Annotated in this window: 16 protein-coding genes; 7 read left to right on the top strand and 9 right to left on the bottom strand. The window is 59.4% G+C overall.

What is annotated here, in order from left to right:
• Positions 1-12 precede the first annotated feature (12 nt).
• Positions 13-1,203 carry a benzoate/H(+) symporter BenE family transporter gene (locus tag HKK57_RS06050; RefSeq protein ID WP_070994406.1) on the top strand — a complete coding sequence of 397 codons (1,191 nt, stop codon included), beginning with the start codon at positions 13-15 and terminating at the stop codon, positions 1,201-1,203.
• A gap of 172 nt (positions 1,204-1,375) precedes the next feature.
• Here HKK57_RS06050 and HKK57_RS06045 read toward each other — a convergent pair whose 3' ends face one another.
• Complete coding sequence (locus tag HKK57_RS06045) at positions 1,376-1,882, bottom strand: hypothetical protein (RefSeq protein WP_159906414.1); 507 nt, start codon at positions 1,880-1,882, stop codon at positions 1,376-1,378.
• A gap of 166 nt (positions 1,883-2,048) precedes the next feature.
• On the opposite strand from HKK57_RS06045, the gene HKK57_RS06040 reads away from it, so the two are divergent.
• The 3 genes from HKK57_RS06040 (at position 2,049) to HKK57_RS06030 (ending at position 6,036) form a co-directional block, all read left to right on the top strand.
• The gene (locus HKK57_RS06040; RefSeq protein ID WP_169389921.1) at positions 2,049-2,558 is read left to right on the top strand and encodes a sigma-70 family RNA polymerase sigma factor; all 510 of its coding nucleotides are present in this window, start codon (positions 2,049-2,051) and stop codon (positions 2,556-2,558) included.
• Complete coding sequence (locus tag HKK57_RS06035; protein ID WP_169389920.1) at positions 2,555-3,523, top strand: DUF4880 domain-containing protein; 969 nt, start codon at positions 2,555-2,557, stop codon at positions 3,521-3,523. The genes HKK57_RS06040 and HKK57_RS06035 overlap by 4 nt, the downstream gene beginning before the upstream one ends.
• A gap of 107 nt (positions 3,524-3,630) precedes the next feature.
• Positions 3,631-6,036 (top strand): TonB-dependent siderophore receptor, encoded by a 2,406-nt coding sequence (locus HKK57_RS06030; RefSeq protein ID WP_070994402.1) that lies wholly within the window; start codon positions 3,631-3,633, stop codon positions 6,034-6,036.
• Between the two features lie 123 nt (positions 6,037-6,159).
• On the opposite strand, the gene dsdC is transcribed toward HKK57_RS06030, so the two are convergent.
• The 3 genes from dsdC to HKK57_RS06015 are packed head-to-tail and all read right to left on the bottom strand — an operon-like array spanning position 6,160 to position 9,854.
• The gene (dsdC, locus tag HKK57_RS06025; protein WP_169389919.1) at positions 6,160-7,095 is read right to left on the bottom strand and encodes a DNA-binding transcriptional regulator DsdC; all 936 of its coding nucleotides are present in this window, start codon (positions 7,093-7,095) and stop codon (positions 6,160-6,162) included.
• A gap of 33 nt (positions 7,096-7,128) precedes the next feature.
• Positions 7,129-8,484, bottom strand: coding sequence for a D-serine ammonia-lyase (locus HKK57_RS06020; RefSeq protein WP_169389918.1), 1,356 nt, complete (start codon positions 8,482-8,484; stop codon positions 7,129-7,131).
• Between the two features lie 26 nt (positions 8,485-8,510).
• Positions 8,511-9,854, bottom strand: coding sequence for a GntT/GntP/DsdX family permease (locus tag HKK57_RS06015; RefSeq protein ID WP_104911549.1), 1,344 nt, complete (start codon positions 9,852-9,854; stop codon positions 8,511-8,513).
• 189 nt (positions 9,855-10,043) lie between these two features.
• Here HKK57_RS06015 and HKK57_RS06010 point away from each other — a divergent pair, with 189 nt between their 5' ends.
• Positions 10,044-10,331 (top strand): hypothetical protein, encoded by a 288-nt coding sequence (locus HKK57_RS06010; protein ID WP_070994398.1) that lies wholly within the window; start codon positions 10,044-10,046, stop codon positions 10,329-10,331.
• A 56-nt stretch (positions 10,332-10,387) separates the two neighbouring features.
• Here HKK57_RS06010 and HKK57_RS06005 read toward each other — a convergent pair whose 3' ends face one another.
• The 4 genes from HKK57_RS06005 to folE are packed head-to-tail and all read right to left on the bottom strand — an operon-like array spanning position 10,388 to position 12,561.
• Complete coding sequence (locus HKK57_RS06005; protein ID WP_154907865.1) at positions 10,388-10,693, bottom strand: DUF6482 family protein; 306 nt, start codon at positions 10,691-10,693, stop codon at positions 10,388-10,390.
• A gap of 14 nt (positions 10,694-10,707) precedes the next feature.
• Complete coding sequence (locus HKK57_RS06000; RefSeq protein WP_169389917.1) at positions 10,708-11,418, bottom strand: SDR family NAD(P)-dependent oxidoreductase; 711 nt, start codon at positions 11,416-11,418, stop codon at positions 10,708-10,710.
• Positions 11,415-11,957, bottom strand: a complete 543-nt coding sequence (locus tag HKK57_RS05995; RefSeq protein WP_169389916.1) for a DUF3833 domain-containing protein — start codon at positions 11,955-11,957, stop codon at positions 11,415-11,417. Before HKK57_RS05995 ends, HKK57_RS06000 begins: the two co-directional genes overlap by 4 nt.
• A gap of 46 nt (positions 11,958-12,003) precedes the next feature.
• The gene (folE, locus tag HKK57_RS05990; RefSeq protein WP_070994395.1) at positions 12,004-12,561 is read right to left on the bottom strand and encodes a GTP cyclohydrolase I FolE; all 558 of its coding nucleotides are present in this window, start codon (positions 12,559-12,561) and stop codon (positions 12,004-12,006) included.
• A gap of 351 nt (positions 12,562-12,912) precedes the next feature.
• On the opposite strand from folE, the gene HKK57_RS05985 reads away from it, so the two are divergent.
• Positions 12,913-13,464 carry a chalcone isomerase family protein gene (locus HKK57_RS05985; protein ID WP_169389915.1) on the top strand — a complete coding sequence of 184 codons (552 nt, stop codon included), beginning with the start codon at positions 12,913-12,915 and terminating at the stop codon, positions 13,462-13,464.
• Positions 13,465-14,060: 596 nt separating this feature from the next.
• Positions 14,061-14,927 (top strand): HNH endonuclease, encoded by an 867-nt coding sequence (locus HKK57_RS26885; RefSeq protein ID WP_169389914.1) that lies wholly within the window; start codon positions 14,061-14,063, stop codon positions 14,925-14,927.
• Here the strand turns inward: HKK57_RS26885 and HKK57_RS05975 are convergent.
• On the bottom strand, positions 14,895-15,446 hold the full coding sequence (locus HKK57_RS05975) for a very short patch repair endonuclease (RefSeq protein ID WP_169389913.1): 552 nt from the start codon (positions 15,444-15,446) through the stop codon (positions 14,895-14,897). The genes HKK57_RS26885 and HKK57_RS05975 overlap by 33 nt on opposite strands.
• Between the last annotated feature and the right edge of the window lie 15 nt (positions 15,447-15,461).

Below are 15,461 nucleotides of genomic sequence, written 5' to 3'. Positions count from 1 at the left end.
AAGGAATGCGCCATGAACCGACCCGCCCCACGCTTGCGCCTCGCCGATTACCTGTCACCGAGCATCAGTGCGTTGATTTCCGTCATCGTCAATTACGCCGGCACTTTTGTCCTGGTGTTCCAGGCCGCGCACCTGGCGCAGTTGAGTGCGGCGCAAACGGCTTCATGGGTGTGGTCGGTGAGTATCGGCGTGGGCGTGACCGGTGCGTGGTTGAGCTACCGCTACCGCGAGCCGATCATCACGGCGTGGTCGACGCCGGGTGTGGCTTTTCTGGCGACGGTCATGCCGTTTACTCCCTATGCCGAGGTGATTGGCGCCTATGTGATGTGCGCCATCGGTTTTATCGTCCTGGGCCTGAGTGGCGCGTTTGAGCGCTTGGTGCGGCTGATCCCCGGCGGCATTGCCGCGGGTTTGCTGGCGGGGATTCTCCTGCAGTTTGGTGTGGCGGCCTTTGGTGGGGCCAGTGCAGACCCGCTGTTGGTGATCGTGCTGGTGGTGGCCTACGCGGTGCTGCGCCGCTTTACCTCACGTTATGCGATGGTCGGGATTCTGTTGATTGGCCTGGGGCTGCTGCTCGCCCAGCAGCGGCTCGACTTGCACAGCCTTGAGCTGCAACTGGCGGCACCGGTGTTTGAAATGCCGCATTTTTCCATCGCGGCGTTTTTTGGCGTGGCCTTGCCGTTGTTCGTGATCACCCTGACCGGGCAATACATCCCCGGCATGCTGGTGCTGCGCAACGACGGGTTCAAGACCAGCGCCAATCCGATCATCACCGTCACGGGCCTCGGCTCTTTGCTGATGGCGCCGTTCGGGGCTCATGCGTTCAACGTCGCGGCAATCACGGCGGCGATCTGCACCGGGCGCGATACCCATCAGGACCCGTCCAAACGCTACATCGCGGGGTTGGTGTGTGGGGCGCTGTATATCCTCGTCGGGGTGTTTGGCGTGACGTTGGCGACCTTGTTCATGGTCCTGCCGCGCGCATTCATCACCACCTTGGCGGGCCTGGCGCTGCTCGGCGCCATTGGTTCAAGCCTGGCCAATGCAATGGCCGATACCCGCACCCGGGAAACGGCGCTGATCACCTTTTTGGCGACGGCGGCCAATGTCACGTTACTGGGGATTGGCGGCGCGTTCTGGGGGCTGGTGGCGGGGTTGCTGGTGCATGGGGTGATTCATGGTGGGCGCCGGGCGCTGGCCTAGCCCCATAAATCCCAACTGATAGGGCTTTTGTGGCGAGCGGGCTTGCCCCGCGTTGGGCTGCGAAGCAGCCCCAATAAACCGAATGCGCCGTAACAGACACACCGCGGAGGCTGGTTTTGGGGCCGCTTCGCAGCCCAGCGCGGGGCAAGCCCGCTCGCCACAGGGGACTTTGTCAGAGGAGATGCCCTTGTTGCACGACGATCCCCATTGGGCCGCTGAGTTTTTCGACCCGTATTTCACCGCCATCCCTGAGCGCGCCGGGGTGGCAAACCCTGATTTTCTTCGCCACCTCTTGATCGTAGACCGTTGCACCTGTGCAACTGCGTTTGCCGTGGGCGGCATATTCGTAGGTGGCGACGTAGCTGACCGGAATGGTGCTCGACCAGTAAGTCAGATAGGACAACACCACCACGCCCAGCAGCAACGACAGGACACACGTGCCGCCCGCGACCTTCAGCCAGTGGAGCGGGGTGTATTTGAGGCGAGGGTTCCTGCGCCACACCATCAACGCAAACCCCGCCACGGCAAACGCGGTCGAGCTCACTTGGTAGATCTTTACGGTCAGCGCATTGAAGTACACCACCAGGTCGATATGGAACAGCCAGTTCACAATCGTGACCGCAAAAAGTAGCAGAGCAGTGCCGACGAGCAGCTGCGAGAGGATAGGTTTTTTACTCAATTCAAATGGCTTCCCTGCATAAAAACGGTGTGCAAGCGTGGTCCATCGTCCCCTGGCTTGCCTTTTGGTCAGATAAAACAGCGGGGAGTATAAACTTCTACTTGTCTCTAATGAGAAGTATTACCATGTGCGACTCCCGTCAGTTGTCAATTTGGATATCTCGCCGATGGCCGCATCCTCTTCCACCCACCGTGCTGTGGGTGAACTCTACGCCCAGCACCACGGCTGGGTGGTGCAGTTGCTGCGGCGCAAGCTAGGCGGGCAGGAGCAGGCGCTGGACCTGGCACAGGATACCTTCGTGCGCATTCTCAGCAGTGGGCCATTGCCGCTGTTGCGTGAGCCGCGGGCCTATCTGAACACGGTGGCCAGCCGTTTGTGCGGCCAGTATTTTCGCCGGCAGGCCCTGGAGCGTGCGTACGAACAATCCCTGGCGATCCTTGAGCCGGAACACGCGCCATCCCCGGAAACCCGCTTGCTGGTGCTTGAAGCGCTGGATGCGGTAGGGCAGGTGTTGGACGGGCTTGGGAGCCGGGTGCGGGAGGTTTTCCTGCTGTCGCAGTTGGACGGCCTGACTTATCCACAGATCGCCGAGCAACTGGGCCTGACCGTGAATGTTGTGCAAAAGGCCATGCTCAAGGCCTATCGGCATTGCTACCTGGCGGTGTACCAGGCATGACGATGTTCCAGCCCGCCGACGATCAGTTGTTGGATGAATACGTGCTGGATCAGGCACTGATGTGGATGGTCACCCTGCAATCGGGTGTCAGTGGCGCGGCCGAGCAGCGGGCATGTGCCGCCTGGCGCAATGCCAACCCCCAGCATGAACTGGCCTGGCAGCGCTTGACCGGCTTGAGTCGCGACCTGCGCAGCAGCACCAGCGCGTTGCCCGCCCCCAGTGCCCGGCAGTTGTTGCGGGCCCGCAGCCTGACGTCGCGGCGCACGTTGCTCAAGGGCTTCGCCGGCCTGGGGATTGCCGCGGCCATGGGGTTGAGCGTGCGTGAACGGGTACTGCTGCCCCAGTTGTTCAGTGACTATCGCACCACCACGGGCGAGCGGCGGCCAGTGCGGTTGGCCGGTGCCGGTGAAGTGCAACTCGATACCCAGACCGCCGTGGATGTACGCGGCCCGCAATTGACCCTGAACCAGGGGCGCCTGCTGTTGGCGACGGCGGCGGATACCTTCGTCGGCATCAAGACCGCCCATGGCTGGGTACGGCCGGCGGCGCTGTCGCGGCTGATCATCAGCCAGGACCTGGCGGGCCAGCACGGGACCCAGGTGCAAATGCTGGCCGGCAGTGTAGTGGTCGAACCGTTGCAGGGCGCCCGAGTCGCGATCGGTATCGGCCAGCAGTTGACGTTTGACCGTCACCAAAGCCGCCCGGCGCAACCGCTCTTGCCCGCCGCCGATGCCTGGACCCGTGGCCTGCTGATTGCCGAGCGCATGCCCCTGGCCCAGGTGATCGAGCAACTCAACCGCTACCGGCGCGGTGTGCTGCGCTGTGACCCGGCCGTCGCGGGCCTGCAAGTCTCGGGTTCGTTCTCCCTCGACCGGCCGGACGCCAGTCTGGATTTGCTGGCCAAGGTATTGCCGGTCCGCGTGCAGCGGGTCTTCGGCTACCTGGCGACAGTGGTCCCCGCCTAGGTTAAAAAAAATCCCATAGGGCCGGCAGTATTTGCCATCTCGTGCATCAAGACAGGGAAGACGCTGAATAAAAGCGCCCTCCAACCTTTCACCACAGGACAGTCTTTATGCACAGCCGCGTCACTCCGCTTGCCAGCGCCCTGCGCGCCATAATCGTCGGTTTAACCGTGGCAACGGCCAGCCACGCCGCCATGGCCGCCACTTCGCAGCCTGCCACCGAACAAGCCCCGCGCCAGTCCTATGACATTGCTGCCGGTAGCCTGGACCGTGTGCTGGGGGCTTTCGGCAATCAGGCAGGGGTGATGATCGCCATCGACTCGGCGCTGGCCAAGGGTGTGCAAAGCCAGGGCTTGCACGGCAGTTTTGCCGTAGCCGAGGGGCTTGAGCGCCTGCTGGCACCGCTGGGCATGCAGGCCGAGTACGAGCAGGGCAGTTATCGCGTGGTGGCGCGGGCCGCCGACGGGCAAGTGCAATTGCAGGCCACGCAGATCAGCGCCAACCAGTTGGGCTCGATCACCGAAGGCACTGGCTCCTACACCCCCGGGACGATTGCCACGGCCACGCGCATGGTGCTCACCCCACGGGAAACGCCGCAATCGATCTCGGTGGTCACGCGCCAGGTGATGGACGACTTCGGCCTCAATGCCATCGACGACGTGATGCGCCACACCCCCGGCATCACCGTGTCGACCTATGACACCGAACGTACCAACTACTATTCCCGTGGTTTTTCCATCGTCAACTTCCAGTACGACGGCATTCCCACCCTGCGCGACGCCCAGTACTCGGCGGGGCAGACCCTGACCGATATGGCCCTGTATGACCGCGTTGAAGTGCTCAAGGGCGCCACCGGCCTGCTGACCGGCGCGGGTGGCCCGGGCGGCACCATCAACCTGATTCGCAAGAAGCCCACTTCCGAGTTCAAGAGCAGCATCGAACTGGGCGCTGGCTCCTGGGATAACTACCGCTCGCAGATCGACGTCAGCGGCCCGTTGACCGAAACCGGCAACGTGCGCGGCCGGGCTGTGGCGGCCTACCAGGACAAAAAATCATTCCTCGACCACTATTCGCGCAAGACTGGCGTCTACTACGGCATCCTCGAAGTCGACCTCGACCCCGACACCTTGCTGACCCTGGGCGCCGACTATCAGGACAGCGATCCCAAAGGCTCCAGCTGGACCGGTACGCGCACCATCTTCGATCCGGCCGGTAATAAACTGGACCTGCCGCGCTCGTTCAACAACGGGCCGAAGTGGAGCAGTTGGGAGCAGTACAGCCGCACCCTGTTCGCCACCCTGGAGCACAACTTCGACAATGGTTGGGTCACCAAGGGCCAGTACAACCATCAGATCAATGGCTACGACGCGCCGTTGGGCTACATCTCCCAGGACACCCTGAGCGCCAGCTCGATCTTCGCGCGTAAATACACCGGCGAGACCACCAGTGACAGCCTCGATGTGTACGCATCCGGGCCCTTTGAACTGTTCGGTCGTGAGCACCAACTGGTGGTGGGCCAGTCGTTGTCCATCTCCAAATGGAAAGGCAAGGACTACGGCAGCGCGACTTATTTCGACAATTCCTACGACTTCTACAAGTGGCACGGCGAAGCCATCAAGCCGCTGTGGAACCAGCCGACCAAGATCAATGACGAAACCACGCGCCAGACCGGCAGCTACATCACCGGCCGTTTCAGCCTGATGGATGACCTGCATTTGCTGTTGGGGACGCGCATCGCCAACTACCAAGTCACCGGCACCAGCGACACCCAGGAAAGCGGCAAAGTCGTGCCCTACGCCGGCCTGACCTACGACCTCAACGACAACTTCACGGCCTACGCCAGCTACACCGAAATCTTCCAGCCGCAAACCCAATATCGCGACCGTACGCGCACCATGCTTGATCCCAACGAAGGCAAGAACTACGAACTGGGCCTCAAGGGCGAATTCTTCGACGGGCGCCTGAATGCCAGCCTGGCCTACTTCGAGGTCCATGAGGAGAATCGCCCGATTGCCGATACCGCCTACAACTCCCAGCCGGGCGTGGACTACTCCTACATCGGCACGAAAACCCAAACCAAGGGCTACGAAGCGGAAATCTCCGGTGAACTCAGCCCCGGCTGGCAGCTGCAGGCCGGCTACACCCACAAGATTGCCCGTGATGACGACAAGAAAAAGGTCGCCACCTGGGAGCCGGAAGATCAACTGAGCTTCTACACCAGCTACAAACTCCAAGGCCGCCTGGACAAACTCACCCTGGGTGGTGGCGCGCGTTGGCAGGCTGCTGGCTGGCAAAACGTCAACAACCCTGGCACGCGTCAGAGCGAGAAATTCACCCAGGACCCTTACTGGTTGGTGGACGTGATGGCTCGCTACCAATTGACGGAAAACCTGTCGGCCACGTTGAACGTCAACAACCTGTTCGACAAGGCGTACTACACCAACATCGGCTTCTACGACTCGGCGTATTACGGCGACCCACGCAATGTGATGGTGACCACGCGCTGGGATTTCTGACGGCCTGATCGTGGTGATAGGGCAGTGGAGGGGGCTTTAGTGGTGAGGGGTTTTGTGGGGAAGGGACAAGCCCCCTCTCCACAAAAGCCCGCGCACACCCCTTGAGCCATTTAGAGGCTGCGATCAGCTCTGGGCTTGCTCCACCAACCAGTCGATCAGCGCCTTGAGGCGTTTTGGCAAGTTTTCGTGGGCGGGATGCACCAGGTAGTAACCGTAGTTGAACGCCTGCCTGAAACCACCGAAGGGCAGCACCAACTCGCCATCCTGCACGCGCTTGCGCACCAGTTGTTCACGACCGATGGCCACGCCCGCATGGTTGATCGCCGCAAGGGTGCTCAAGTCGGAGCGGTCAAAGGTCATGAAGCGGTCTGGCAATGGGCTGCTGTCGCCCACCGCATCCAGCCATAAACGCCATTCTGCATCGAATGAGATGTTGTCCCACGCCGCCACATCGTGCAGCACCGTGCACTGTGCCAAGCGTTCCGGGCGGCCCATCAGGCCATGGGCCTGGGCATATTGCGCGCTGCACACCGGGGCAATCCGCTCGGGCATCAGGCGGATACTTTCCAGGCCCGGATGCTCGCCGTTGGAGTAGCACAGCACCAGGTCGATGCGGCGGGTGCGATAGTCGATGGGTTCGTTGCCGACCCGCACATCCAGTTGAATCCCGGGATAGCGTGCGGTGAAGTCGGCCAGCCTGGGCACCAGCCAGCATTGCGCGACGGAAGGCCTTGCGTAGAAGCACAGCTGGCCTTCGATCTGGCTGTCGGAACGTTCTTGCACGGCCTCGGACAGGGTGTCCATGGTGTGCTGCATGACCTTGAAAATCCGCTCGCCGTCATCGGTCAGGTCGACCTTGCGGGGCAGGCGATGGAACAGCTTGAGCGACAGATCCTCCTCAAGCCGGGCGATGCGGTGGCTGACCGCGCTGGCGGTCAGGCACAGCTCGTCAGCGGCGCGGGCAAAGCTTAGGTGGCGGGCGGCGACCAGGAATGTATGCAGGTTGGACAGGTGGGCGCCGTTAAGTTTGGGCGCTTTGCTCAGGCCAGGTACTGCCATGTGTTTATCCCTCTTCGCGTCGACCGCCGGCGATCAACGATGGGTTGTGGTTTGCAGCGCACGCCCCTTGTCCAGGTAAGTGGCGTACTCCTCGGTAGGGACCATGCTGCCGCCGGTTCCCCAGATCAAGTGGGTGGCATTGGCCAACCGCGTTGGCGTGACGCCAATGCGCTGCAAATACTGCGCGTCCTTGAGTACCCGCACAATGCCAGGTGCGCCGGCCAGGGCCGAAGGTTCGAGTTTTACCCCTTCAAGCTCGTGGGCGAGGAACATCAGGCGGTAGAGTTCCTCATCGGTGACGGTGTAGTAACCATCGATCAGGCGCTGCATCGCCCGCCCGACGAAACCCGAGGGTCGGCCCACGGCCAGGCCGTCAGCGGCGGTGACATTATCGATGCCGAAGTCCTGCACACTCACTTGGTCGTGCAGCCCGGTATACACACCAAGCAGCATGCACGGCGAGTGGGTGGGTTCGGCAAACACACAATGCACGGCATCGCCAAACGCCAGCTTCAAACCAAACGCCACGCCGCCAGGGCCGCCGCCAACACCGCAGGGCAGGTACACGAACAGCGGATGCTCGGCGTCCACCGGCACGCCTGCCACTTCAAATTGCCGGGCCAGGCGCTCGGCGGCCACGGCATAGCCGAGGAACAGGTGGGGCGAGTTTTCATCGTCGATGAAATAGCAGGCGGGATCGTTTTGCGCCTGCAGGCGACCGTTTTCGACGGCAACGCTGTAGTCGGATGGGTACTCGACCACGGTCACGCCGCTGGCGCGCAGTCTGTCCTTCTTCCATTGGCGGGCATCCGATGACATATGCACCGTGGCCTGGAAGCCCAGCATGGCGCTCATGATGCCGATGGACAGGCCCAGGTTGCCGGTGGAGCCCACGGCGATTTTGTACTGGCTGAAAAACCCCAGTGCGCGTTCGCTGGCCAAGGTCTCGTAGTTGTCGTCGAGCGTGATCAAACCAGCCTGCAGGGCCAGGTCTTCGGCATGTTTGAGCACCTCATGGATACCTCCACGGGCCTTGATCGAGCCCGAGATCGGCAAGTCGTTGTCTTTTTTCAGCCACAGCGCGCCGCTGTCGGGCAGGGCGGCCTCGCTCAAAAGCGCTTGCTGCAAGGTCTTCAGCGGCTGGATCGCCGACTCGATAATGCCGCCCGCCGCTGCAGTTTGCGGGAACACCTTGGCCAGATAGGGCGCGAAGCGCAGCAGGCGTGCGCTGGCGTCTTTTACATCGGCCAGGGTCAGGCCCACATCCCCAAGCGCCACAGCGGCTGGGGCGATCGCGGGGTTGAACCAGCTGACCTGCTCCAGCGCGACCAATGGCTGGATAACGGGATGGCTTGCGTACCAGGCGTCTAGGGTTTTGCCTTGAATCATGGGAACTGCCTTTGAGGTGGGGTTCATCATACAAACCGCGAAAGAATCAGGGTAAAGACCAGGGCCGCCACCGAGGCGAGCACAGTGGCGCCAGTGAACTTCTTGAGTGCTTCGGAGAGGGAGATCCCCAGGTACTCTTTTACGACCCAGAACGCCGAGTCCGTCACGTGGGTCCAGCCGATGGCGCCGGCACCGATGGCGATCACCAGGATCTCGGGGCTGTATTGAGGGTTCTGTCCGAGGATCGGCAGCACCATGCCGGCGGTGCTGATCATGGCGACGGTGGCCGAGCCGACGGCGAAGTGCATCAAGCCGGCGATCAACCACGCCAAGATGATCGGGTTGATGTTGGACTGGCCCAGCACGTCCGCCAGCACCTTGCCGATGCCGCTGCCGACCAGCATGTCGTTGAACGCGCCACCGGCACCGATCACCAGCAGAATGCCGGCCAACGGCGGGAAGCAGCGGTGGGTCAGGTTAAGCAGGTCGCCCATGCCCAGCCCACGGCGCAGGCCCAGGGACCAGTAGGCAAAGCAAATCGACAGTACGAGCGCAATCAGCGGGTTGCCTATAAAGGACACCCACTCAAACGCCATCGAGCCTTTGCTCAGCAACGGGGTGGTCAGGGTTTTGCCCACCATCAGGGCCAAGGGCAACAGCACGGTGATCATCGCAATCGCGAAGCTGGGCGTTTGGCTGTCGTCGATATTCCCTTCGCCACGCTCGGCCAGAAACTGAGCCTGACTGGCAGGCGCCTGCCGCGCGCAGGTCAGCTTGACCCAGATCGGCCCGGCAATCACCGCCGTGGGCAGGCCGACGATCAAACCGTAGAGAATCACCTTGCCGATATCGGCATTGAGCATACCGGTAATGGCCGTGGCGGCGGGGTGCGGCGGCAGGATGCAGTGCACCACCATCAGTGAGGTCGCCAGCGGCACGCCCAGGTACAACAGGTTGATCCGGGTCTGACGGGCGACGACATAAATCAGCGGGATCAGCAGGACAAATCCCACCTCGAAGAACACCGGAATCCCGGCAATAAAGCCCACCAGCATCATCGCCCACGCGGCGTTCTTTTCGCCCAGGGCTCTCAAGAGCGTGGTTGCGATGCGCTTGGCACCGCCGGACTCCTCCAGCAGCTTGCCGAGGATGCTGCCCAACCCAATGATGCCGGCGAGGAACCCGAGCGTGCTGCCCATGCCCTTCTCAAAGGCCGAAACAATGGCAGTTGGCGTCATTCCCGTACCGACGCCCACCAGCAGGCTGGCGGCGATCAGGGCCAGGAACGGATGGACACGGCATTTACCGATCAGCACGACAATCAACAGGATTGACGCGCCAAGGACCAATAGAGAAAAGGTAGGGGACATGGGTGGGTCTGCTCCATCGCAGTTATTGTTAGTTGTTTGCGATGGATTAGATTTCAGGCCTATGGCGCGGACAAACGATGATTCGTCAGGGGGTGGCTGAAGCCTGTTCACTTATGGTCAGGGGCTGCCGATTGCTCGACAATGCACGGCGCCTGCGCAATCGCCAGGTCCTTACAGGAGTTCGAACCCTTGAAAGCCGCACTGTTAACCGCATGCATTGCCCTGGTCTTGACGGGATGCACCTTCACCGGCGTCAACGAAATCGCCCCCGGCCAGTACATGATCACCAGCCACGGCAGCATCTTTAACTCCCGCGAAGGGTTGTTGGAGAACATCAACCAGAAGGCTGCCAAGGCCTGTGATGGCAAGCCTTACCATCTGGAGGGTGACGCTGGGGCCAATATGGTGGTTGCCACGCAGTCGCATCTTGGTAGTACGCCGACCACTGTTTTGGGGTTGAAGGCTGTGTGTGACTAGGCTGGCTGAACCACTGGAACCTGACGTTCATCCAGTGGAGCTCTGCGCTGTGCAACTCATAATGGCGTGGTGATTGAAAACGGAATACGCAGCGCTTCGACAGGCCCTGTATCCCGGCCGCACATTTCGTCGTGCACGCATTGCTGCACCAGCACGCAAGGAAATGCCGGCACGGTCTGCAGCAAGTCACGCAGGTGGGTGATCGAACGCAGGTGCATCGGCTTGGCCGCATCATCCAGCAAGGTGAACTGGCCGTGATCAAGGCGGATCCTTGCCAGGTAAAAACCACCTTCGAGTGACAGCAGTTCCAGCTCGCGTATTGCGCTGTTGGCCGCATGCTCGGTGAGGGTTTGCAGGTTCATGCGTCACTCCTTGCCTACCAGGGCAGGCGTTCTCCATCGTAGGAATAGAAATAGCCGCTGTCGGCCGGCGTCAACTGGTCAATCACGGTCAGCAATTGGGCCGCGGCGATGTCTGCCGGCCGGGCATTGGCGGCTCCGCTGAACGGCTGCGACAACCCCGACACAACCGTGCCCGGGTGCAGACTGAGCAAGCGGACCTGCGGGCGAGTGCGCGCCAGTTCGATGGCGGCGGTCTTGACCAGCATGTTCAGCGCAGCCTTGGAGGCGCGATAGGCGTACCAGCCGCCTAAACGGTTGTCGCCAATGCTCCCGACCTTTGCCGAAAGAATCGCCATCGCTCCCCGAGGTTCGAGCAGCGGCAGAAAGTGGCGCAACACCAATGCCGGCCCCAGCGCGTTCACTTGAAATACGGCCTGCAGCGCTTGCGGCTCGATCGTGCTGAGGCTTTTTTCTGGCTTGATCCGGTCGCGATGGAGCAGGCCGGCTGCGTGTACGATCAGTTGATACGGCGCTTCGGCTGCCAATTCGGCGGCGGCGCTGGCAATCGTTTCGGGCTGTTCAAGGTCCAGCGCGGGAACGGTATGGCGCCCCAGTGCGCGAACCCCGGCGCAGCGCGGGTCTTGTTTGAGCAGTTCGCAAAAAGCCGTGCCCAGGGCTCCACTGGCGCCGATCACCAGCGCGCGATAACCGTCGCCGAGGGAGGTCATGGTCCATGCGCGGCTCATTGGCCCGCTCCGGCGCCTTGGCGACGGAAGAACAACGTCACCTGGCCGACCTCGACCCCGAACTTGGACATACGGGTGCGGTTGATCAGCGTGTCCTCGTCCATCAAGTACATCCAATCGTCCATGCTCATTTCGTAGGTCGAGTCGCCGACCGGCAGGTTCAGGCGATAACGCCAGTGCAAGGTGTTGCCAGCGACTTGGCCGTCAGCCACGCCTACCACATCATCCGCACGTCCGATCCAGCCCCCTTGGCCCGTGGGCGTGAGCACCCAGACGCGGCGTTGGCGGGTGCCGTCGCTGTACAGGAAGCGCTCGTCGAGAATCAGGTTGTTGCCCTCGCGCCGGCTGACGATGTTGACCTCGAAACGTTTGGCAACCTCACCGCTACGCTTCTGAAACATCCCCCAGGCTTTAACGGGCTGGCTGAAAAAGCGCTCCAGATCCAATGTCGGTTGCTGATCGGCATAACGGGCGACATCCACACTGCCGCAGCTCGCGATGCTGAGCGCCAGTACCAGTAACAACAGAAATCGGGTCATTGACTTACTCCCTGAAGGACACAGGTGATGAGGGGGAGGTTTCTAGCTATCGTCGTCCGATGAGCTGCAGGAACTCTTGCCGCGTCGTCGAACTATCACGGAACACGCCCAGCATCACGGACGAAGTCATGACCGAGTTCTGCTTCTCCACGCCGCGCATCATCATGCACATGTGCTTGGCTTCAATGACCACCGCCACACCCGCGGCATCGGTGATCTGCTCGATGGCTTCAGCAATCTGCCGGGTGAGGTTTTCCTGGATCTGCAGGCGACGCGCAAACATATCAACCACTCGCGCGACCTTCGACAGCCCCAGCACCCTGCCGGTGGGTATGTACGCCACATGCACTTTGCCGATAAAGGGCAGCATGTGGTGCTCACACAAGGAATAAAGCTCGATGTCGCTGACGATCACCATTTCATCGCTCGGGGACTCGAACAAGGCACCGTTGGTGACGTCTTCCAGGCTCAACGTGTAGCCATTGCACAGATACTGCATCGCTTTGGCGGCACGCTCAGGCGTATCCAACAGCCCCTCCCGCTCGGGGTTTTCACCGACGCCAACGAGAATTTCACGGTAATGGCTGGCTAATAGTGGGTTCATTCAAATTGCTCGCGGCGATGCTGTGCGTGAGGGCCGATCCATAGCCAAGACTTGTATCTGGGTGCGTGTCTTGTATAGGTTTTAATCAAGATAGGCTGAAAAAAATCACCTGACAATGAGCCGGCAAACTTTTTGTGCCGATGCGAAAACCTCACACACGCCTCGCTTGAGGTTGCGCGGATCGCTTTCGACACGCGGCTATTTTTCGAGGGTATGGCCCCCGTGGGGCCTCAACTGCAGCTACCTGAGGTTGACCGGCGCGGTGATGCCCGTTTGGAGGCATTAACTGTACAAAATAACTATTTGGTATAACTTTTAAGGACGCTTATTGAGTCACATAGAGGGCTTTGCATGTCCAGGCAGACGAGCCGTTTAATCCGCCAGGCTATCTGTTTTGTTCTGATGCTCCAGAGCGCAGAACTATTTGCTGATTGGCGCGAGGCTGTTCCCAACGCTCGTCGGCTGGGCTACGGGGAGATGCGCGTATTCGGGTTTGCCGTTTACAACGCACAATTCTGGAGCTCACGCCTCACCGCCGATGGAACGCTGGATGCCGATGCGCCTTTTGCACTCGAGCTGACCTACAGTCGCGCTATCAGTCGCGATGACCTGGTTAAAGCCAGCATCAACGAAATCCGTCGCCTGTCGCCCACCACCCAGAATTCAGAACTGATGGCCCGCTGGGAGTCGGAGATGTTCCAGGCGTTTGTCGATGTGCGAGCGGGTGACCAGATCACCGGAGTTTATATGCCGGGAGAGGGCGCACGGTTTTATGTTGGGAAGAGACTTCAGCATGTGGTGAGGGATGTTGCGTTTGCTAAAGCGTTTTTTGCTATATGGCTGGACCCTCGGACACGTAATCCGGAGTTGCGGGCGCGGTTGTTGGGGGTGGGGGAGCGGTGAGAAATGCGTATGTTGACGGTAGGGGGGATGTTTTGCGGGTTGCGGCGGAGTGTGGGGGCACGCGTACTAGGCGGTAGAGGGTTGTACTGTCATTTTCAAAAAAACAAAAAGCACCTACTACCTCAACCTGCACCACGCGGAATTGAGCCACGACCAAAACTTGCCGATCTTTCTGGTCTCTTCCACTCGAGTGGTCACTTCGAGCAACGACGGTGACGTAGTAGATGAAATGCTACATGACGAGGGCGAAGCAGCGGATCAGCTTGAGGCAAAGAGGTGTCTACGAAACCCAGGGCGATTCAGTCTTCGCCGACGTTGATGGGCTATCGACACCCACTGACGCCATGCGATCGAGTGGAACAGGGTGGAGTATAGCTTTGGTGCACCCCGAACTTCCTAGGAGCGGAATGACTACTTTTTGCGTGAGGATTCAACCGGTCGATCCAACAGACCGGCCAATCGTTCTGTGGGTGTTCAAATGAAGTGCATTTTTTCAAGATTTTAGTTGCTGTGTAGTGGCGTATTGATATTTTTATTTGGATCGGGTTTATTTTCACGTATGTTGATACAAAATTATCCCTGATTTCGGAGTAAAAATGTCCCCGTTCGTCATTGGTCAGGAGTATGAAAGGTCCCGTCTCCTTGAATTCATAGGCAGCAGGCAGATGCAGTCAGGTGTTCTTTGGGGGAGCGAAGAGCCAGGGTGTCTTATTTGTACATCGGGAGGCCGAGGCGGTAAGAAAGCTGGGTATTCGGATGAACGCCTCTCTGACGGTACTTGGTGGTATTTTGGCCAGGGCCGCACGGGTAATCAATCTTTGAGTAATTCCGCGAACTCCAAGCTATCTTCTGGAAAGTATTCTGTTCTTCTCTTCACTACAAGAGAACCAACTGCGAAAGAAGTGGAAGCTCGAGGAAACTATGGAAAATTGTTTTCCTATTGTGGGCAGTTTAATGTTTCAGGTTTTGACCAGTTCTTGCCGACTAATGGTAGTCGTCAGGGAGATAAGCTATGGCGTTTTCGCCTGCTGCCTATCGATGAGGAGAAGTACTATTATTATAATGAGAAAAATGATCTGGATTTAGAATTTTCCGGTGGCTTACGGGAGATGCAGTATCGATTAACGTCTATAGTTGCCACTAAGTCCGAGCCTCGGATAAGCATGACGGAGTATAGATCTAGGAGTGCTGCAGTTCACCTCTACGCATCGCTTAGATCAAATGGGCAATGCGAAGCGTGCGGGTCCGTCGCTCCTTTCACTCGGCCCGACGGGCGAGGTTTTCTTGAAGTGCACCATCTCACTCGGCTTGCCGATGATGGACCAGATTTACCTTCAAATGTCGCTGCACTTTGTCCTAACTGTCATCGCCGTGTCCACTATTCTATTGATCGGAAAGAATTCAGCAAAAAACTTCAAGATGCTATTGCTTTAAAAGAAACTATTGTTGCTGGGTGCGAGTGAGTGCTTAAAGTTGGTGTTCAATATTGTTTTGCAAAAGATGATGCTGTGCGGGGGCGAAGGGTTAACGATGTTTTTTTGATTTGGAGTAATGCCTGTTTGTTCTTTTCGTTTCAAATCCGCAATTCGATTTCCGGTGGCATTTGCTTTTTTGGTAGAGCACACCTCACATTCCCAAACGATAAGTACTTTCCATCCTAATGCCTTTAGAAGCGATGTCACCCGATTATCCCAGGCGACATTCTTCTCGAATTTTTCCACCCAAAATGCTGTGTTGCTTTTCGGTGTCGTGGAAATATTGCAGTTGGAATGCCTGTGCCAGAAGCAGCCGTGGACGAAAACCACGGCCTTGTATCGGGGAAATACAAGGTCAGGCTTGCCGGGCAGACCTGACCCATTCAAACGGTAGCGCAGACCGAGACTATGCAACACTATACGCAGTGCTATCTCTGGGCGAGTGTTACTCCCCTTAATTCGGGCCATCCTTTCTGACCGCTCCTTAGGAGAGAGGAAGTCGGTCATACCCAACCTCCAGAT

This window comes from Pseudomonas sp. ADAK21 (assembly GCF_012935735.1).
Taxonomy (GTDB): Bacteria; Pseudomonadota; Gammaproteobacteria; order Pseudomonadales; family Pseudomonadaceae; genus Aquipseudomonas; species Aquipseudomonas proteolytica.
Note: the sequence above shows the minus strand (reverse complement) of the source record. Positions and strands in the feature narration are given on the sequence as shown.